The organism is Bradyrhizobium sp. TM102 (assembly GCF_009176685.1).
Lineage (GTDB): Bacteria > Pseudomonadota > Alphaproteobacteria > Rhizobiales > Xanthobacteraceae > Bradyrhizobium > Bradyrhizobium ottawaense.
In genome coordinates this window covers 682,113-701,564 of record NZ_AP021855.1, presented here as the reverse complement: position 1 = coordinate 701,564, position 19,452 = coordinate 682,113, and the positions used below count along the sequence as shown (strand labels likewise).

Annotated in this window: 19 protein-coding genes; 14 read left to right on the top strand and 5 right to left on the bottom strand. The window is 66.0% G+C overall.

Going from position 1 to position 19,452, the window contains the following annotated elements:
- Positions 1-342 precede the first annotated feature (342 nt).
- Positions 343-1,284, top strand: a complete 942-nt coding sequence (locus GDN70_RS03325; RefSeq protein WP_028139410.1) for a hypothetical protein — start codon at positions 343-345, stop codon at positions 1,282-1,284.
- A 285-nt stretch (positions 1,285-1,569) separates the two neighbouring features.
- Complete coding sequence (gene pncA / locus GDN70_RS03320) at positions 1,570-2,295, top strand: bifunctional nicotinamidase/pyrazinamidase (protein WP_028139409.1); 726 nt, start codon at positions 1,570-1,572, stop codon at positions 2,293-2,295.
- A gap of 115 nt (positions 2,296-2,410) precedes the next feature.
- Here the strand turns inward: pncA and grpE are convergent, their stop codons facing one another.
- Both grpE and hrcA read right to left on the bottom strand, forming a co-directional pair.
- On the bottom strand, positions 2,411-3,028 hold the full coding sequence (gene grpE / locus GDN70_RS03310) for a nucleotide exchange factor GrpE (protein ID WP_097668241.1): 618 nt from the start codon (positions 3,026-3,028) through the stop codon (positions 2,411-2,413).
- 96 nt (positions 3,029-3,124) lie between these two features.
- Positions 3,125-4,213, bottom strand: coding sequence for a heat-inducible transcriptional repressor HrcA (gene hrcA, locus GDN70_RS03305; protein WP_028139407.1), 1,089 nt, complete (start codon positions 4,211-4,213; stop codon positions 3,125-3,127).
- A gap of 181 nt (positions 4,214-4,394) precedes the next feature.
- Between hrcA and rph the strand changes: the two genes are divergently transcribed.
- From rph to hemW, 3 genes are read left to right on the top strand one after another with little or no spacing between them, the layout of a single operon-like run.
- Positions 4,395-5,108: a ribonuclease PH gene (gene rph / locus GDN70_RS03300; protein ID WP_018323503.1), complete on the top strand. Its 714-nt coding sequence runs from the start codon at positions 4,395-4,397 to the stop codon at positions 5,106-5,108.
- Between the two features lie 11 nt (positions 5,109-5,119).
- Complete coding sequence (gene rdgB / locus GDN70_RS03295; RefSeq protein ID WP_152102150.1) at positions 5,120-5,755, top strand: RdgB/HAM1 family non-canonical purine NTP pyrophosphatase; 636 nt, start codon at positions 5,120-5,122, stop codon at positions 5,753-5,755.
- A complete protein-coding gene (gene hemW / locus GDN70_RS03290; RefSeq protein WP_152102149.1) occupies positions 5,742-6,896 on the top strand; it encodes a radical SAM family heme chaperone HemW in 1,155 nt (384 codons plus the stop codon). Before rdgB ends, hemW begins: the two co-directional genes overlap by 14 nt.
- A 119-nt stretch (positions 6,897-7,015) precedes the next feature.
- Here the strand turns inward: hemW and GDN70_RS03285 are convergent, their stop codons facing one another.
- A complete protein-coding gene (locus GDN70_RS03285; protein WP_028139404.1) occupies positions 7,016-8,248 on the bottom strand; it encodes a penicillin-binding protein activator in 1,233 nt (410 codons plus the stop codon).
- Between the two features lie 339 nt (positions 8,249-8,587).
- Between GDN70_RS03285 and rsmI the strand changes: the two genes are divergently transcribed.
- The 7 genes from rsmI (at position 8,588) to GDN70_RS03250 (ending at position 15,775) form a co-directional block, all read left to right on the top strand.
- The gene (gene rsmI / locus GDN70_RS03280; protein WP_038972286.1) at positions 8,588-9,538 is read left to right on the top strand and encodes a 16S rRNA (cytidine(1402)-2'-O)-methyltransferase; all 951 of its coding nucleotides are present in this window, start codon (positions 8,588-8,590) and stop codon (positions 9,536-9,538) included.
- The gene (locus tag GDN70_RS03275) at positions 9,525-9,926 is read left to right on the top strand and encodes a YraN family protein (RefSeq protein ID WP_028139402.1); all 402 of its coding nucleotides are present in this window, start codon (positions 9,525-9,527) and stop codon (positions 9,924-9,926) included. The genes rsmI and GDN70_RS03275 overlap by 14 nt, the downstream gene beginning before the upstream one ends.
- Positions 9,927-9,936: 10 nt before the next feature.
- A complete protein-coding gene (gene gshB / locus GDN70_RS03270) occupies positions 9,937-10,881 on the top strand; it encodes a glutathione synthase (protein WP_038948653.1) in 945 nt (314 codons plus the stop codon).
- A 465-nt stretch (positions 10,882-11,346) separates the two neighbouring features.
- A complete protein-coding gene (gene cpaB, locus GDN70_RS03265; RefSeq protein ID WP_038972285.1) occupies positions 11,347-12,168 on the top strand; it encodes a Flp pilus assembly protein CpaB in 822 nt (273 codons plus the stop codon).
- Positions 12,169-12,181: 13 nt separating this feature from the next.
- On the top strand, positions 12,182-13,699 hold the full coding sequence (locus GDN70_RS03260) for a type II and III secretion system protein family protein (RefSeq protein ID WP_038972284.1): 1,518 nt from the start codon (positions 12,182-12,184) through the stop codon (positions 13,697-13,699).
- Between the two features lie 55 nt (positions 13,700-13,754).
- Entirely contained in the window at positions 13,755-14,489 is a 735-nt protein-coding gene (locus GDN70_RS03255) for a CpaD family pilus assembly protein (protein WP_028139398.1), read from the top strand.
- Positions 14,486-15,775 (top strand): AAA family ATPase, encoded by a 1,290-nt coding sequence (locus GDN70_RS03250; RefSeq protein ID WP_028139397.1) that lies wholly within the window; start codon positions 14,486-14,488, stop codon positions 15,773-15,775. The genes GDN70_RS03255 and GDN70_RS03250 overlap by 4 nt, the downstream gene beginning before the upstream one ends.
- 21 nt (positions 15,776-15,796) lie before the next feature.
- On the opposite strand, the gene GDN70_RS03245 is transcribed toward GDN70_RS03250, so the two are convergent.
- Both GDN70_RS03245 and GDN70_RS03240 read right to left on the bottom strand, forming a co-directional pair.
- Complete coding sequence (locus GDN70_RS03245; RefSeq protein WP_152102148.1) at positions 15,797-16,570, bottom strand: tetratricopeptide repeat protein; 774 nt, start codon at positions 16,568-16,570, stop codon at positions 15,797-15,799.
- A 179-nt stretch (positions 16,571-16,749) separates the two neighbouring features.
- Positions 16,750-16,995 (bottom strand): PilZ domain-containing protein, encoded by a 246-nt coding sequence (locus GDN70_RS03240; RefSeq protein ID WP_011083489.1) that lies wholly within the window; start codon positions 16,993-16,995, stop codon positions 16,750-16,752.
- A 228-nt stretch (positions 16,996-17,223) separates the two neighbouring features.
- Here GDN70_RS03240 and GDN70_RS03235 point away from each other — a divergent pair, with 228 nt between their 5' ends.
- Together GDN70_RS03235 and GDN70_RS03230 are read left to right on the top strand one after the other, a co-directional pair.
- Positions 17,224-18,762 (top strand): YifB family Mg chelatase-like AAA ATPase, encoded by a 1,539-nt coding sequence (locus GDN70_RS03235; RefSeq protein WP_152102147.1) that lies wholly within the window; start codon positions 17,224-17,226, stop codon positions 18,760-18,762.
- Positions 18,763-18,859: 97 nt separating this feature from the next.
- A complete protein-coding gene (locus GDN70_RS03230; RefSeq protein WP_028139394.1) occupies positions 18,860-19,333 on the top strand; it encodes a hypothetical protein in 474 nt (157 codons plus the stop codon).
- Positions 19,334-19,452: the final 119 nt, after the last annotated feature.

Below are 19,452 nucleotides of genomic sequence, written 5' to 3'. Positions count from 1 at the left end.
GACCGAAACCCCCTAAGATCAAACATCCGCGATATTGCGATGATTGAGGCTCATATAGGAGGGGGGGAGGGGCCCGCAAGGACCGAAGCTACGTTTCTGCCGTGAAAACATTGGGTTTTGGACGATGATATCCGGGCTTCACCGCCCTTGCGGGTGAGGAATTATTAACAGGTTCAGGCTTCAGCAAGCCCCCCGCTACCGCAAGCCCGCCCACCCTGTTGCCGCAAGCCCAAACCCGGTAAAAGGCGGACCGGCCGGGCAGCCGCCACAGCTGCTTCGCGCGACAATGCGGCCCGGTGGCCGACCATCGAACGGCCTCAATGTGAACCAATCAGAGTGCCCATGAAGCTGATCCGCCCCCTCGCCGCGCTCGCCCTTCTGATCGCCTCCGCGTTTCCGGCCTTCGCCGCCGACGCCGTGTTTCCACCCGGCTTGCGCCTCGGCATGGTGCCGCTGGTCGGTCTCAGCACGGCAAAAACGTTTCCGGGATTCGAGAGCGAGGATGGCAGCGTCAAGGTGTTGATCACCGAGCTGCCGCCGGCAGCCTATGGCGAGGTCGTGAGCGCCTTCAATTCCAATCCGGCCGGCGCTGGCGGCGTCAAGCAGGACAAGATCGAGACGCCCGCGGGCCTCGCTTATTTCACCACCGAAAGCGGCAAGGCCGGCGACACCCCGGTGAAGCGCTATTCGATGATCGTGCCGGGCGCCGGCTTCTCCGGCTACGTCGCGGTGCAGGTCCCGGAGAATGCGACCAAGATCTACACGGATGAGGCGGTGCGGCAGATGTTTGCGACCGCCACTACCCGCAAGCAGGTCTCGGCCGAGGAGCAGATCGCGCTGATGCCGTTCAGGATCACCGATCTCGCCGAATTCAAGGACATCCGCACTCTGGCGCCGGGCTCGAGCATCATCCTGGCGGACGGCGACGAGAGCACCGGTTACGAGTCGAAGCCGTTCATGATCCTCGGCCTGATCGGCGCCACGCCGCAGCAGGCCGACGACCGCGCCCGCTTCGCCCAGGAGGCGGCGCTGCAGATTCCCGGCGTGCGCGAATCGCGCGTCACCATGTCCGAGCCGATCCGCATCAACGGCCAGCAAGGCTTCGAGACCCGGATCGACGGCATCAGCGGCAAGGACAAGGTCCCGGTGACCGTGGTGCAGTGGATCCGCTTCTCGAGCGGAGGCGCCTCGCTGCGCATCATCGCCAGCGCCCCGCGCGACCAGTGGCTGGCCGCCTTCACTCGCTTCCGCGCCGTGCGCGACGGCATCCAGCCGAAGGGGTAGGCCAGAGGCGCTCCAACACACTCGGTGTCGTCCCGGCGAAGGCCGGGACCCATACCGCGTGATCTCGCGATTGCGGTCGGTCGCAGTACCCCCGAAGAGTCTTCGCCAAACTTCTCCCTGGGGGTATGGGTCCCGGATCTGCGCTGCGCTTGTCCGGGACGACAGCGGTGTTGAGGCTGCACGCCCAACCCCTCATCAAACCCGGCGGCATTTTCGGGCTTCTGTTCGTACACGAACGGAACTAGGCTTCGTCTCCGTTGAGTTCATCCGAAGGGGAGGCGAACGATGCTGGATCGGCGACAAGTCTTGGCAATGCTTGGGACGACGGCGCTTGCAACGCTGGCTCCAACCGCACTCCTTGCAGCGGCATCGATCAAGCCGGACGATGCCTCCGCGCTGCTCGTGATCGACGTGCAGAACTGCTTCCTGCCCGGCGGCAGCCTCGCGGTGAAAGAGGGCGAGCAGGTGGTGCCCGTCATCAACAAGATCTCGAGAGCATTTGCGAATGTGGTGATGACGCAGGACTGGCACACGCCGGGCCACATCTCGTTTGCGTCGGTGCATTCCGGCAAGAAGCCGTTCGAGACCGTCGACCTTCCCTATGGCAAGCAGGTGCTGTGGCCCGACCATTGCGTGCAGGGCACCGATGGCGCTTCGCTGTCGAAGGACCTTGCGATCCCGCACGCCGAGCTCATCATCCGCAAGGGCTTTCACAAGGACGTCGACAGCTATTCGGCCTTCCTCGAAGCCGACGGCAAGACCTCGACAGGACTTGCCGGCTATCTGAGGGGACGCAAGATCAAGCGCGTCTTCGTCGCAGGGCTCGCGACGGATTTCTGCGTCGCCTGGACCGCGCTCGACGCGCGCAAGGCTGGCTTCGAGGTCTATGTGGTGGAAGACGCCTGCCGCGGCATCGACACGCAGGGCTCGCTGGCAAAAGCCTGGGCCGATATGGCCAAGGCCGGCGTGAAGCGGATTCAGTCTGCGGATATCGCGAGCGCGCAGGGCTAGATGACTGTCATTCCGGGGCGATGCGAAGCATCGAACTATGGTGCGCCATTGCGCACCTGAGAATCCCGAGATTCCGGGTTCGGCTCTTCGAGCCGCCCGGAATGACGCAAAAAAATCAGTTCGCCGCGCCGCTCGACTCGTTGTTGTTCGCCGCGGCCGCGGGCTTCGCGCCGCCCTTGGCGACACCGACCAAGGCCGGGCGCAGCACGCGCTCGCCGATGGTGTAGCCGGCCTGCATGATCTGCACCACGGTGCCCGACGGCACCGACGGATCAGGCACTTCGTACATCGCCTGGTGGAAGTTCGGGTCGAACTTCTGGCCCTGCGGATCGAGCTTCTTCACGCCGTGCTTTTCCAGCGCGTTGAGCAGCGAACGCTCGGTGAGCTCGACGCCTTCGATCAGCGATATCAGGCCGGGATCGGCCGTGGCGCGGGCCTCGGCCGGAACGGCATCGAGCGCGCGCTGAAGATTATCGGCGATGTCGAGCACGTCGCGGGCAAAGCCGGTGATGCCGTAGAGGCGGGCGTCGGCGACCTCCTTGGTGGTACGCTTGCGCAGATTCTCCATCTCGGCCAGCGTCCGCAGCATGCGGTCACGCGCCTCGGCGGCTTCCTTCTGCAACAGCTCGACTGAGCCGGGCTCGGGATCGTCGGGCATGATGTAGGGTTTTGACACCACGGGCTCGCCGGTCGCGGCAGTCGTGTCTTCGGGTTGCCGGTCTTGCTCGGTCATCGGCTCTAATCTCGAACTCGTTTCCAGGGATTGTTGGCCCGGATATCGTGCCTAAAGCGCCGAAAATCAAGCGCCCGTGATCGGCGGAAACGCCGATCAGCCTCCCAAAAGACGGCTGACGATGCGGGCCGCGTAGTCCACGGTCGGGATCACGCGGGCATAATTCAGCCGGGTTGGCCCGATCACGCCCAAAACACCGACAATATGGCCGGCGGCATCCCGATAGGGCGAGATGATCGTAGAGGAGCCGGACAAGGAAAACAGTTTGTTCTCCGAACCGATGAAGATACGCACGCCCTCAGCGGTCTCGGCACGCCCCAGCAGGTCGATCACGCCGCGCTTGGTCTCGAGATCGTCGAACAGCAGGCGTACCCGTTCCAGATCCTCCAGCGCATGCAGGTCTTCGAGCAGATTGGCGTGGCCGCGGACGATGAGCTGGCGATCCTCGTTCTCGCCGCCGGACCAGCTGGCGATGCCGGCGGAAATCACCTTCTGTGCGAGCTGATCGAGCTCGGCACGGGCTTCTCCAAGTGCCGTCTCGAGCTCGAGCCGCGCCTCGGCCAGGGTGCGCCCGCGGATGCGCGCATTGAGGAAATTGCCGGCCTCGGTGATCGCCGAGGAGGGAACTCCGGGGGGCAGCGACAGCACGCGGTTTTCGACCTGGCCGTCCTCGCCGACCAGGATCACCAGCGCCTTTTCCGGTTCCAGACGGACGAATTCGATGTGTTTCAGCCGCGCATTGGATTTCGGCGTCAGCACCACCGCGGCGGCGCGGGTCAGGCCCGACAGCCGCGTCAGTGCCTGGTCCAGCGCCGCCTCGACCGATTGCGCCTGGCCGACGGTGGCAAGCTGGCTCTGGATCGACTGCCGCTCGGCCTCGTTGAGGTCGCCGACCTGCATCAGGGCATCGACGAAGAACCGCAGGCCGAGTTCCGTCGGCAGCCGACCGGCGGAGGTGTGCGGGGCGTAGATCAGGCCGAGCTGTTCCAGATCGGCCATGACGTTGCGGACCGAGGCCGGCGACAGCGGCATGGCGATGAGGCGCGAGATATTGCGCGAGCCCACGGGCTCACCGGTCGCGAGGTAACTTTCGACAATTTGACGAAAGATGTCGCGAGAACGCTCGTTGAGCTGGGCGAGGCCTGCGCGCGGCGCGATCAGATGGATCGGATCGTGATGGGCCACAGACGGTAACTCCTCTCAGATGCTCATAATTTGTCCATCCAGGAGGGTTCTGACAAGCGTCGCGTTTGCAGGGTGGAGAACCGGGGGTGAAAAAGCCTTGTCCTTTCCCCTTGCCGCATACCCTCACCCCACCTACAAGCACCGCGAATAGCCCTAACCTGCGAGTTTTGGAGGATTTCCCATGCGGCCAAGCCGCCGTGCGCCCGACGAATTGCGCCCCGTGACGCTCGAGCGCGGCGTGGTCAAATATGCGGAAGGCTCCTGCCTGGTGAAATTCGGCGACACCCATGTGCTGGTCACCGCCACGCTGGAAGATCGCCTGCCGCCGTGGCTGAAGGGCCAGGGCCGCGGCTGGGTCACCGCCGAATATGGCATGCTGCCGCGCGCGACCTCCGAACGCACCCGCCGCGAGGCCTCCGCCGGCAAGCAAAGTGGCCGCACCGTCGAGATCCAGCGCCTGATCGGCCGCTCGCTTCGCACGATCGTCGATCTCGAAGCGCTCGGTGAGCGCCAGATCACGGTCGATTGCGATGTGCTCCAGGCCGACGGCGGCACGCGCACGGCCTCGATCACCGGCGCCTGGGTCGCGCTCGCCGATTGCATCAACTGGATGAAGGCGCGCAACATGATCAAGGCCAATGTGATGCGCGACAACGTCGCTGCGATCTCCTGCGGCATCTACAACGGCACGCCCGTGCTCGATCTCGACTATGCCGAGGATTCGGAAGCCCAGACCGACGCCAATTTCGTCATGACCGGCGACGGCCGCATCATCGAGGTGCAGGGCACCGCGGAACGCGAGCCGTTCACGCAGGACGAGTTCCTGAAGCTGATCGCCCTGGCGCAAAAGGGCATCGCGCGTCTCGTGGACTTGCAGAAACTGGCTGTCGCGTAGTCAATAAGCCCATGCACCGCCGAATCACCGGAAAGCTGGTCATCGCCACCCATAATCCCGGCAAGCTCGCCGAGATGAAGGAGCTGCTCGCGCCGTACGGCATCGAGGCGGTGTCGGCCGGAGAGCTCGGCCTCGGCGAGCCCGACGAGACCGGCAACGATTTCCGCAGCAATGCCACGATCAAGGCGATCGCGGCAGCGCGGGCGACCAAGCTTCCCGCCTTTGCCGACGATTCCGGCATCGTGGTCGACGCACTCGACGGCGCGCCGGGCATTTTCTCCGCGCGTTGGGCTGGACCTTCCAAGGATTTCGCTGCGGCGATGGCGCAGATCGAGCGCCTGTTGCAGGAGCGCGGCGCCACCACGCCGGACAAGCGCAAAGCGCATTTCGTCTCCGCGCTCTGCGTCGCCTGGCCCGACGATCATCTCGAAGAGGTCGAGGCGCGCGTCGACGGCACGCTGGTCTGGCCGCCGCGCGGCACCGCCGGCTTCGGCTACGACCCGATGTTCCTGCCGGACGGCCACAGCCGCACCTTCGGCGAGATGGACAGCATCGAGAAGCACGGCCTGCCGCCGCTCGGCCTTGGCCTGTCGCATCGCGCCCGCGCCTTCGTGAAACTGGCGGAGATCTGCCTTGAGCCGCGCTAAGGAAGCCTTCGGCGTCTACGTGCACTGGCCGTTCTGCCTGTCGAAATGCCCCTATTGCGACTTCAACAGCCATGTCCGTCACGCCGCGATCGACGAGGCGCGCTTCGCCTCCGCCTTCGCGCGCGAGATCGCAGCCACCGCCGAGCGCTCGCCCGGCCGTGAGGTCACCTCGATCTTTCTCGGCGGCGGCACACCGTCGTTGATGCAGCCCGCAACGGTCGGCGCGGTGCTCGATGCGATCGGCAAGCACTGGACCGTCGCCAGCGATGTCGAGGTGACGCTGGAGGCGAATCCGACCAGCGTCGAAGCCACGCGCTTTGCCGGCTATCGCACCGCCGGCGTCAACCGCGTCTCGCTCGGCGTGCAGGCGCTCGACGATGCCTCGCTGAAAGCGCTGGGCCGCCTGCACAGCGCGCGCGAGGCGCTCGATGCCGTCGCCATAGCGCGCCGCTCGTTCGATCGCTATTCGTTCGATCTGATCTACGCCCGTCCCGACCAGACGCCGGCGATGTGGGCCGATGAGCTGCGTCTCGCCATCGACGAAGCGGCCGAGCATCTGTCGCTCTATCAATTGACGATCGAGGAAGGCACGCCGTTCTTCGGCCTGCACCAGGCCGGCAAATTGAAGACGCCGGACGAAGCGGTGGCGCGCGCGCTTTACGACGTCACGCAGGAGACCTGCGACAAGCTCGGGCTGCCCGCCTACGAGATCTCCAATCACGCACGGCGCGGCGCCGAGTGCCGGCACAATCTGGTCTATTGGCGCGGCGAGGAATATGCCGGCATCGGCCCCGGCGCGCATGGCCGGCTCGACATCGACGGCGTCAGGCACGCCACCGCCACCGAGAAGCGTCCCGAGGCCTGGCTGATGCGGGTCGAGACCAATGGCCATGGTGTCGTCACCGACGATCTGCTCAACAGCGAAGAGCGCGCCGACGAATTTTTGCTGATGGGACTGCGCCTCGCCGAAGGCATCGACCCCGAGCGCTACAAAGCCCTCTCCGGCCGCCCGCTCGATCCCAAGCGCATCGCGCTGCTGCGCGAGGAAGGCGCGATCACGGTGGATGCGACGGGCCGCTTGCGCGTGACGAGCAGCGGTTTTCCGGTGCTGGATGCAGTGGTCGCGGATCTCGCGGCATAACGCGCTGCCGTAGGGTGGGCAAAGCGAAGCGTGCCCACGAATTCCATGCGATTAGCTGAGAGATGGTGGGCACGGCGCGAAGCGCGCCTTTGCCCACCCTACGGCACTGTCGTCCCGAACTACGCCCCAAAACTCTTCGGCGAGCCCGCGACGGCAACGCCGCCACCCTGGGTCACCTTCATCACCGCAAGCCCGCGCTCGTTGGTGCCGTCCGCACGGAAACGAAACAGGCCGTCGATGCCGGCAAAGCCGGACGGATTGGTCAGTACGTCGGACGAGAAGCGCGTGGTGCCTTGCGTGCGCGCCAGCGCGGCGACGAGGGCGACCGCGTCATAGGCCAGCGTTGCCGTGCGAATCGGTTCGGCGCCGTATTTGGTGCGGTAGCGGCCGGAGAAGGCGCGGAAGCCGGCCGGGTCGGGCGCGGCATAGAGGCCGCCTTGCAAGCTCGCATTCGCATAAACCCGCGGATTGTCCCACAGGCCGGTGCCGAGCAACTGGATGTTGCGTAAGTTCGCGCCCGCCGCGGTCATCGCATCTGCGACCGTCACCACGGCATCGCCGTCATCGGCAATGAACAACGCATCCGCGCTGCCGAGTTGCTGCGCCACGGTGCGCGCCGGCGTGGCGCGATCGGCGCCGTATTTTTCGAACGAGACGATGCGCCCGCCGCGGCGCGGCACGGCCGCTTTCACCGCGGCCTCGACGACATTGCCATAGGCATTGTCGGGCACCAGCACGGCGACGGAGCGCTTTCCGATGCTGGCGGAATATTCGACGATGCGGTTGACGTCGGACTCCGGCAGGAAGGAGAGCAAATAGACGCCGCGGCCGGCGATGCTGGAATCGGTCGAGAACGCCATCACGGAAATGCCGCGCGTGCGCGCGACTTGCGCCACCGCCGGCACCGATTGCGCGAACAGCGGTCCCAAAATGATCTCGGCGCCTTCGTCGACGGCCTGCTGCGCGGCGCCCTGCGCGCCTTGCGGGCTGCCATTGTCATCCTTGATCAGCAGCTGGATGTTCGGGTTCTGGAACTCGGCCAGCGCCATCTCGGCGGCGTTGCGCATGGATTGCGCGGCCAAGCCGGCATTGCCGGCGGCCGAGAGCGGCAGAATCACGGCGACCTTCACGCCGCCGGTGCCGGCGGTCGTCGCCTGTTGCGGGGGACCTGCGGGCTGAGCCGGCGGCGTCGAGTTCGAGAAGGGGTTGGAAAACTGGCTCAGGCTCTGCTGCACGCCGGCGCAGGCCGACAGCAGTGGCGTGCCGAGCAACAGGCCGAGCGCGCTCCGGCGGGTCGCCCCTGACATCAGGGACCCCGGAACGGGAGATTTTGGATAACGCGGGCCCACCATTTCAGCTTCTCTTCTGACCCGTCGGCGCCGGCGGGTCACGACATTCTTTCCACGACACAAGCCACGGATTCAGGCATATTGTCGGCAAATAGTTAACCGAAACAAAAGGATAATAGCCGCTTAACGCGGCCGCCTTGCTGTCCCGGCAGCTATTTGCCCTCGCTCATTCAGCATCAAGGCGGCGTTTCGGTCGCGAATATGGCGCGAGAGCCCTCACGCCCTCTCGGCGTGATCCTGGATCGATCACATTCCCGTCCGTTCCTCGCCCCTCACCTCGGCGCGATCTTTTTCGGCGAACCGGTTCCCAGCCCTGCGGATCGTGCCTAAGTTGACTTCATTATGCGCGCAAAGCCGGTCCCGATAAATACGCCTGAAGCTCAAGACGCCGCCTCGCGCGGTTTCTGCATCGATGCCCATCGGCTTGCGGCGCCGAAGGCGGCACCGGGCCTCCATCTGGTCGCAACCCCCATCGGCAATCTCGGCGACATCACGCTGCGGGCGCTCCAGACCCTCGCCGGCGTCGATGTCATCGCCTGCGAGGACACCCGCATCACCCGGCGCCTGACCGAGCGCTACGCCATCGCCGCGCAGCTCAAGCAATATCACGAGCACAATGCGGAAGCCGCGCGCCCGAAAATCCTGGAGGCGCTGGGGCAGGGCGGCTCGATTGCGCTGGTCTCCGACGCCGGCACGCCGCTGATCTCCGATCCCGGCTTCAAGCTGGTGCGCGAGGTCTGCGCCGCCGGCCATGCGGTGTATGCCCTGCCCGGCCCGTCCTCGGTGCTGGCGGCGCTGTCGGTGGCGGCACTGCCGACCGACCGCTTCTTCTTCGAAGGCTTTTTGCCGGCGAAATCCGCCGCGCGAAAGGCGCGCTTGACCGAACTCGCGCGCATCGATGCGACGCTGGTGATGTTCGAATCCGGCAACCGCGTGCAGGACACGCTGGCCGAGCTCGCCGAGATCATGGGGGCGCGCGAGGCCGCGATCTGCCGCGAGCTGACCAAGCTGCACGAGGAGATCTCGCGCGCTCCGTTGAGCCAGCTGGCGCGCGAGGCCGATACGCTGGAGACGCGCGGCGAGTTCGTGCTGGTGATCGCGCCGCCGGCGGCCGACGCCGAGATGCTGACGTCGGATGCGCTGGACGGTCTGTTGCGCGAGCAACTTGCCGCGCACAGCGTCAAGGATGCCGTCGCGCACGCGGTCGCGCTCTCGGGCCGGCCGCGCCGCGAGGTCTATGCTCGCGCGCTCGAGCTCGCCAAGGACTTAAGGGGCGGCGATGGCGAAGACTGAGGTCCCGGTGGAGCCGAAGGTCGCCTCGCCCGAGCGCGTCGCCGCGTTCCACACCGGCATCTCCGCGGAGAGTCGCGCCGCGGCCTATCTGATGGCCAAGGGCTATCGCATCCTGGCCAAACGCTACCGCACCCCGCATGGCGAGATCGACATCGTGGCGCGCCGCCGCAATCTGATCGCTTTCGTCGAGGTCAAGGCGCGGGCCACGCTGGATGACGCGGCCTTCGCCGTGACGCCGCGCCAGCAGCAGCGCATCATCGACGCCGCGCAAGGCTGGCTCGTGGCGCATCCCGAGCATGCCGAATTCGAATTGCGATTCGACGCCATGCTGATTGCGCCGCGCTCACTTCCGCGCCATGTGTTGGCGGCATTCGACGCCTCGACCTGAAAGGCAGACCATGAAACTGAACGTCGCCGTCCAGATGGACCCCATCGCCCGCATCAACATCAAGGGCGATTCCACCTTTGCGCTGCTTCTGGAGGCGCAGAAGCGCGGCCACGGCCTGTCCTATTATACGCCCGACAAGCTCTCGATGGTCGGCGAGGAGATCGTGGCTCCGGTTCAGCTCCTGACCGTGCGCGACGAGCCGGGCGATCACTTCACGCTCGGCGAGCCCAGGCGCGAGGCGCTGAACGGCTTTGACGTGGTGCTGCTGCGCCAGGACCCGCCGTTCGACCTCGCCTACATCACCTCGACACATCTTCTGGAGCGCATCCATCCGAAGACGCTGGTGGTCAACGATCCCGCCTCGGTGCGCAACGCGCCGGAAAAGCTGTTCGTGATGAATTTTCCGCAGCTGATGCCGCCGACGCTGATCTCGCGCGACTTAGATGAGATCAACGCGTTCCGCGACAAGCACGGCGCCGTCGTCATGAAGCCGTTGCATGGCCATGGCGGCGCAGCGGTGTTCCGCGTGATGCCGCAGGACATGAATTTCGGCTCGCTCTTCGACATGTTCTCGGTGACGTTCCGGGAGCCCTGGGTGATCCAGCAATTCATCCCCGAGGTGAGGCACGGCGACAAGCGCATCATCCTGGTCAACGGCGAGTTCGCCGGCGCCGTCAACCGCGTGCCGGCCGCCGACGACCTCCGCTCCAACATGGTGCGCGGCGGCGCGGCGCAGGAGACCGAGCTCACCCCGCGCGAGCGCGAGATCTGCGCCACCGTCGGTCCGGCGCTACGCGAGCGCGGCCTGTTGTTCGTTGGCATCGACGTCATCAACGGCAACCTCACCGAGATCAACGTCACCTCGCCGACGGGCATCCGCGCTATCGCGCGCCTCGGTGGCCCGGATGTTGCGGCGAAGGTCTGGGACGTGATCGAACAGAAGCGGGCGAAGTAGCACTCTGCAATGATGACGTTGCGGAGCGCGCGAACTCTCCTCAGCGTCGTCCCGGCGAACGCCGGGACCCATACCGCGGAATCTATCCGGGGAGCTTGGTCGCGGTACCGGGCGCTCAATCTTCGTCAAGCTGCTCCCTGGGGTTATGGGTCCCGGCGTTCGCCGGGACGACACCGATGTTATGGAGCGCGCTGCGATCTCATTGGCATGATCGCACCCACACACCACTAACCACCCATTCACCATGACGCCGCGCATGTCATTCGAACGGACGTTCCGTACTGCGTGAATCTACGGGGCTGCTGGCCGACCGGATAACGCCGCGTTCACCATCTGCCGAAAACCAGCATCGAGGCCGGCCATCGCATTCGGCCTCGCAACACCCCTTATACTTTTACTCCCTACTCATCGACACGGGGAACCCGCCAGGTGCGGTTCGAGTGCCCCGCGTAAGAGTAGAAGCGTATGAATACCGCACGCATTGTCGTTCTCGTCATCGCGCTGGGCGCCGGTGGTGTCGCTGCGTATCTGGCGAGCGGCTTCGACAACAAGCCCGCGCCCGTCCTGCCCGTCGCCGAGAAGCTGCCGACCGTCGAGGTCCTCGTCGCCAAGTCCGACATCGGGCTCGGCCAGGCCGTGAAGCCCGAGGACCTGCAATGGCAGGCCTGGCCGGCAGCGACCGCGAGCAGCGCCTTCATCCGCCGCGACAGCAGGCCCGAGGCGCAGACCCAGATTGCCGGCTCGATCGCCCGCGTCCCCCTGATGCAGGGCGAGCCGATCCGCGAGCAGAAGCTGGTCAAGGCCGACGGCTCCGGCTTCATGGCCGCGATCCTGCCCGCCGGGATGCGCGCCGTTTCCACCGAGATTTCAGCCGAGACCGCCGCTGGCGGCTTCATCCTTCCGAATGACCGCGTCGACATCGTCCTGACTCGCCGTCTGAAGAACCCCGACGGCGCCAACAACAACGGTCCGACCGGCGGCAACGACCTCGTCCTGTCCGAGGTCATCCTGACCAACATCCGCGTGCTCGCGATCGACCAGGCGCCGAAGGAGAAGGACGGCCAGAACGCCGTCGTCGGCAAGACCGTCACGCTCGAGCTTCGGCCCGACCAGGTCGCAGTGCTCGCAGCCGCGCGCCAGGGCGGCACGCTCCAGCTCGCGCTGCGGAGCATCGTCGATGCCAACGCAGTCGACGGCACGCCCGAGGACCAGGGGATCAAGCGTGCGGGCGGCGTGAACGTGATCCGTTACGGGGTGCAGGCACGGCAATTGACGTCACAGAAGTGATGATGGGGATAGCATGAACTACGGGGATGATCGGATGGGCCTGCGCCTTCGGGGGAAGCGCACGCGCTCGTTCTGGACGGGGACGATGCTGGTGCTGGGGCTGCTCGCAGCCCCCGACCTGGTCAGCGCGACGGATGCGCCGGTCGGCGACCAGGCGCCGATGCGGGCACCGGATCTCGGCGTGTCGTCGGTCGGGACCATCGCGTCGGCGAAGACGCGTTTTCTCTCGCTTGGCGTCGGCAAATCCGTCGTCATCGACCTGCCGCGCGAGGTCAAGGACGTGCTGGTGGCCGATCCCAAGATCGCCAATGCAGTGATCCGCTCGGCCCAGCGCGCCTATATCATCGGCGGCCAGGTCGGCCAGACCAACGTCGTGTTCTTCACTGCCGACGGCCAGCAGGTCGCCTCCTATGACATCGCAGTGAAGCGCGACCTCAACGGCATGCGCGCGGCCCTGCGCCAGTCGCTGCCGGGCGTCCAGATCGAAGGCGTCGGCGACAGCGTGATGCTGACCGGATCGGTGTCGAGCCCAGTCGAGGCCCAGCAGGCCGGCGAGGTCGCCGCAAAACTGGTCGGCGGCTCGGACAAGGTCGTCAACAGCATCGTCGTGCGCGGCCGCGACCAGGTGATGCTCAAGGTCGTCGTCGGCGAAGTGCGCCGCGACATCGTCAAGCAGCTCGGCGTCGATCTCAGCGCCAGCCTGAACGCCGGCACCGCGGTGGTGAATTTCAACAATTCCAACCCGTTCTCGGTCTCGGGCGGACCGATCGTCGGCAGCAACGGGCTCGGCGTCGCCGGCCTCGCCAAGGGCGTCGCCACCGTCAGCGCCACCATGCGCGCGATGGAAAGCGCCGGCGTCATGCGCACGCTCGCCGAACCGAGCCTGACCGCGATCTCGGGCGAATCCGCCACCTTCATCGCCGGCGGCGAATTCCCGATCCCGGCAGGCTATTCCTGCGATCCGGTCACCCACGTCTGTACCACCCAGGTCACCTACAAGAAGTTCGGCATCTCCCTGAACTTCACTCCCGTCGTGCTCAGCGAAGGTCGCATCAGCCTGCGCGTGATGACCGAGGTCTCGGAGCTGTCGAATACGAATTCGATCACGTTGACCCAGGCGGTGTCCTCGACCTCGAGCAACTCGATCACCATCCCCTCGATCCAGACTCGCCGCGCCGAGACGACGCTGGAAATTCCCTCGGGCGGCTCGATGGCGATGGCCGGCCTGATCCAGCAGCAGACCAAGCAGGCGATCAACGGCCTGCCCGGCGTCGACCAGGTGCCGATCATCGGCGCGCTGTTCCGCAGCCAGGACTTCGTCAACAACGAGACCGAGCTGATGGTGATCGTGACGCCCTATGTGGTGCGCGCGGTCGCCCAGAAGGAATTGGCGCGGCCCGACGACGGCTTCGCGCCGGCCTCGGACGCGCAGACCGCACTGCTCGGCCGCATGAACCGCCTCTATGGCATCGCGCGTCGCGTCGATCCGATCGCCGGCGCGCCCGGCGATTTCGGCTTCATCATCGACTGAGACGAACGGACGGCTGGGGAACGGGGCGGGAATCGGGGCAAGAGGGGACGAAGCGATGACGAAGACCACAGCCGATCGACGTCGCAATCTAGGCGTCGCGCTGGCACTGACGGGGCTCTCCGTCATGCTGGGCGCCTGCAACACCACCGGCGAGATCGTCACCCAGACGGTGCCGACCGACTATCGCCAGCGCCACCCGATCGCGGTGCAGGAAGGCAAGAAGTCGATCGTGATCTTCGTCGGCAAGGCGAGGGGCGGCCTGTCGGCCGCGCAGCATTCGGACGTCGCGGGCATCGCCCGGGACTGGGTGCGCGAAGGCACCGGGTCCGTCGTCGTCGACGTTCCCGTCGACGCTGCGAATTCGCGCGCGGCGGCTGCGACCTATCGGGAAATCCGTTCCGTGCTCGCATCCGGCGGCGTGCCGTCGCGTGCCATCGTCCAGCATCCCTATCGCCCTGAAGATCCCGGGCTGCTGCCCACCATCCGCCTGAGCTATTCGAAGATCGCCGCGGTCGCCGGCCCCTGCGGGCTGTGGCCGGAAGACCTCGGCCCCAACATCCTCGATCCCGGCTACAACGAGAACCGGCCCTACTTCAATCTGGGCTGCGCCAGCCAGCGCAATCTCGCCGCGATGATCGACAATCCGGCCGACCTCGAGCAGCCGCGATCCGAGACGCCGGCCTATACCGCGCGGCGCGACATCGCCTTTGATCGCTACCGCAAGGGCACTGCGATCTCGACTCCCAATTCCGAGGCCGACAGGGCCAAGCTCAGCGACACAGGCAAATGACGGGCATCCACGACGAAGAAGCGGACGATCCGCAGCACCCCGAGGAACACATTGCGCCGGTTCCCCGCATTTCGGTGCAGGCCTTTTGCGAGACCGAGAAGACGCTGGCCGCGGTAACCGCGGCCGGGCAGGACCGCCGGCTCGCCAAGGCGCACCTCACCGCCAAGGACGGTGGCCTTGCCGCGGCGATCGAAGTCTATGAATCGATGCCGACGCCGAACGTGATCGTGATCGAATCCGACGGCACGCGCGACATCCTCGAGGGACTGGACGACCTCGCCGGCGTCTGCGACCCCGGCACACGCGTGGTCGTGATCGGCAATCCCAACGACACCGCGCCCTATCGCGAGCTGGTACGCCGCGGCGTCAACGATTATGTGGTGGGACCGGTCGAAACCCTCGACGTGGTCCGCTCCATCTGCAGTCTGTTCTCGGCCTCCGAGGCCATCATCACCGGCCGCGTCATCGCGGTGGTCGGCGCCAAGGGCGGCGTCGGCGCCTCCACCGTCGCGCACAATTTGGCCTGGACCATTGCGCGTGACCTCGCGCTCGATTCCGTCGTGATCGACCTCGACCTCGCCTTCGGCACCGCGGGCCTCGACTACAACCAGGACCCGGTGCAGGGTATCGCCAACGCGGTGCTGTCGCAGGACCGGCCGGACACGGCGCTGATGGAGCGCCTGCTCTCCAAATGCACCGAGCGCCTCAGCCTGCTCGCGGCGCCTGCCACCCTCGACCGCGTCTACGATTTCGGCGCCGAAGCTTTCGACGCCGTGTTCGACACGCTGCGCATGACCACGCCCTGCATCGTGCTCGACGTTCCCCACCAATGGTCCGGCTGGACGCGGCGCGCGCTGGTGAACGCCGACGACATCGTCATCGTGGCCGAGCCCGATCTCGCCAATTTGCGCAACACCAAGAACATGCTGAGCGTGCTGAAGGCGGCGCGGCCGAACGACCGGCCGCCGCTGTATTGCATCAACCAGGTCGGCATGCACAAGCGCGCGGAGATCGAGGTCAAGGCGTTCGCCAAGACCATGGAAAGCCAGCCGATCGCGGTGATCCCGTTCGATTCAAAGCTGTTCTCCACCGCCGCCAATAACGGCCAGATGATCGCGGAGGTCTCCAAGAACCACCGCACCACCGAGCTGTTCCAGAACATGGCGAACCGCCTCGCCGGCCGCGGCGAGGTGAAGAAGCCGAAGCGCTCGCTGCTCGGACCGCTGCTGAAGAAGTTGAAGGGCAAGTCAAGCCGCAACTCGGCGCCGCATCGCAAGGCGTCGTAAGCGTACACCAAAAGGGGCGGACTACTTGTCCGCCCGCTGCTGCTTCTTCGCCAGCAGCTGCCGCAGCGCCGCGACCTTGGCCGCGGCCTGGTCCGGCGGCAAATCTGCCTTCACGAGGATTTCGGCCTCGGCCTCGCGGCCCTGCAATCCCAGCACGAGCGCGAGATTGGCGCGGACCCGCGCATCGTTCTGATTGCGCTGATAAGCGCGGCCGAGCACCTGTTCGGCCTTCGGCAGATTGTTTTGCAGCATATAGGACAGGCCGAGATTGGACAGCACGGTCGGCTCGTCCGGCACGATCTTCAACGCCGCGGCATAATATTGCTGCGCCTCCTCGTTGCGGCCGAGCTGATCGAGCGCCGCACCTTGCGCCGACAGGATGCGCCAGTCCGGATCCTCCGGCGCATGCGCGCGGCTGAGGACGTCGAAGGCCTGCTGGAAATTGCCGCTGTCGGCGAGCGCGCGGCCATAGCCGGCGAGCAGCGCCTTGTTGCTGGGATGGGCGAGCACCGCCTGCTCCATGACCGCAACCGCCTGCGCGCGCTGGCCGGTCTCGCGCAGCGCCTTGCCGTAGGCGAGCGCAACGTTGGGATCACTGGGCTTGGCGCGATAGCGCTCGCGCAAGGCGTCCATCTCTGGCTTGGCGTCGGCTTTGACCGCCGTTTCCGATCTGACACCGAGCGCACCGGTCACATCCTCGATGCCGGCGGTCTGGCAACCGCCGAGGACAAGCACCAGGAGTGCGGGAAGCAGCAATCTCGCCTGGGGAGAGGCGAGGGACGAACGCTTGGACATACTCTGATCACTCGGCAACTGATCAGAGATGCTTACCGATTAACGCTAAAGTCCCGTTAAGGACGCGGCCTGTGTGACCTCAAAGCATGATCCGGAAAGTGCGCAGCGGTTTTCCGGAAAGATCATGCTTAAACAACAACCTAAAGCGCGACGACGATTGGTCCTCATCGCATCGCGCTTTAGTCGGTGAACTCGGCACCGAATTCGCAGCCGATGCGCCAGCGCAGGCGGCATTGGCGAGAATAATCGGGTGCGAAGATGATGGTGAATTGCGGCGGCACTTCCAGGAATTCCGCCACCACTTTCACGCCGCCATCCGAGATATCCGTGATCGTGCAGTCCCGCGGCAGCGAGCCCGCGCCAAAATGGATCTTGGCGAGCCGGCTGCACACCCGACGTTCGCTTCTCCGGCGATTTGCAAGCATTTGAATTGTTCACCCGTTAGACCACGGCCCATCCCGCAGCCTCAGGAATAGCGGACATTCGTTGGAATGTGCTGAGGACAGAAGCCGGCATTCGAGGCTTAGTGTCGGCGTGGCGTTTACGATTGGTTAGGGCTTGCTCGCCCTCCGGGATCGTTCCCGTATTGTTCTTGCGGAAAGGGCCGGGCTCTGCTACCCCTAATTGTGCGAGAGGGGCAGGCTGGTTTTAGCATGGTTCAGCGGGTTTCCACCGTCGCCTTTGAGGGGATCGAGGCCCGCGCGGTCGACGTGCAGGTGCAGGTCGCGCCGGGCCTGCCGGCATTTGCCATCGTCGGCCTGCCGGACAAGGCGGTGTCGGAGGCGCGCGAGCGGGTGCGCTCGGCGCTAATCGCCTCAGGGTTGGCGCTGCCGGCGCGGCGGATCATCGTCAACCTGGCGCCGGCCGACCTTCCGAAGGAAGGCAGCCATTACGACCTGCCGATCGCACTCGGCCTGATGGCGGCGATCGGCGCGATCCCGCCGGATGCGCTGACCGGCTTCACCGTGCTCGGCGAGCTCGGCCTCGACGGCTCGATCGCGCCCGTGGCCGGCGTTCTTCCCGCCGCGTTCGGCGCCAATATGCGCGAGGAAGGGCTGATCTGCCCGGCCTCGTGCGGCTCCGAAGCGGCATGGGCGAGCCCGGACATCCAGATCATCGCGGCAAGCTCGCTGATCCAGATCGCCAACCACTTCAAGGGCACCCAGGTGCTGTCGCGGCCGTCACCGAAGGTGCATGAGCCCGCCGCCTCCACGCTCGACCTGCGCGACATCAAGGGTCAGGAAAGCGCCAAGCGCGCGCTGGAGATCGCCGCCGCCGGCGGGCATCATTTGCTCATGATCGGGGCGCCCGGGGCCGGCAAATCGATGCTGGCGGCGCGCCTGCCTTCGATCCTGCCGCCGCTGTCACCGAGCGAACTGCTCGAGGTCTCGATGATCGCCTCCGTCGCCGGCGAGATCGAGGGCGGCGCGCTGACGGCCAAGCGGCCGTTCCGCTCGCCGCATCATTCCGCGAGCATGGCTGCGCTCACCGGCGGCGGCATGCGCGCAAAGCCCGGCGAGATCTCGCTGGCACATCAGGGCGTGCTGTTCCTCGACGAATTGCCGGAGTTCGATCCGCGCGTGCTGGATTCGCTCCGGCAGCCGCTGGAGAACGGCGAGGTCGCGGTGTCGCGCGCCAATCATCGCGTCACTTACCCTGCCCGCTTTATGCTGGTCGCGGCGATGAATCCGTGCCGCTGCGGCAACGCGTTCGAGCCGGGCTATGCCTGCAAGCGCGGCCGCGTCGACCGCTGCACGGGCGACTACCAGGCGCGCATCTCCGGCCCGCTGATGGACCGTATCGACCTGCGCATCGAGGTGCCCGCCGTAACCGCGGCCGATCTGATCCTGCCACCACCGGCAGAAGGCTCCGCCGAAGTCGCCGCCCGCGTGGCGGCGGCGCGCGACATCCAGCTCGCGCGTTATGCCGATGCCGGCCTGCCCCGTGTCCGCACCAATGCCGAGGCTCCTGCCTCTGTGCTGGAGGAGATCGCAAAGCCGGACGCGCAAGGCGCCAAATTGCTGCGCGACGCCGCCGAGACCATGCGGCTGTCGGCGCGCGGCTATCACCGCGTGCTGCGGGTGGCGCGCACGCTGGCGGACCTCGATCGCGCCGACAAGATCGGCCGGCTGCATCTCGCCGAAGCGCTGTCCTACCGCGCACTCGCGGAGGATGTGCGCCAGATGGCTTGATCATTCCGCGCATCAACCCGGCGGTAACGAGTTTCCTTTACGCTCTGCAAACCATAAGGCCCAATGAGTTCCCCGGGGCCTCGGCGAGTAGAGTGTCATGTTGCGTTTCAAGATCCTGGCCTCGGTTGTTCCCTTGTTGGCGGCTGCGGTGTTCGCCCGCGCGGAGATCGGATCGGTCTCGCATCCCTGCATCGCCCTCGGCGAAACCTCGGTCGAGCTCACCTCCCTGTTCTGGACCGCCGGCGTCCATGTCGCCTTCACCGAAGATCCCGCCCGGGCCACGGTGCGGGTTCAGATCACCGACGATGCCGATACTGCGGACTTCGCCGTGGTCGACGACGGTCTCGGTTCCGAGCCGGATTCCTGTCAGGCCAATCCCTCGACGCGCCTTGTCTCGATTGCCGCTCAGCCCGTCGATGGCGGCCAGGTGATCTATCTCTCCACCGAAGGGCCGGCGGATTACCGCATCTATGTGCGCTCGAAGTCGTTCTCGCAGCGCGAGGCCGCGGCGCTGATCGTCGGCGCCCATGGCGGCCATCGCCCGCTCCCGCTCCAGGCCGCCTCGCTCTGAGCCATTAACACCTGGTCAACCCTGTTTGGAGGCAGCGCCAAAGCCTCAAGCTGTTCGCAAGGTCGGCGCGACATCGTCGCAGACGGCGGGTGGCGGTATTTCGAAGAAGAGTCGGGGTC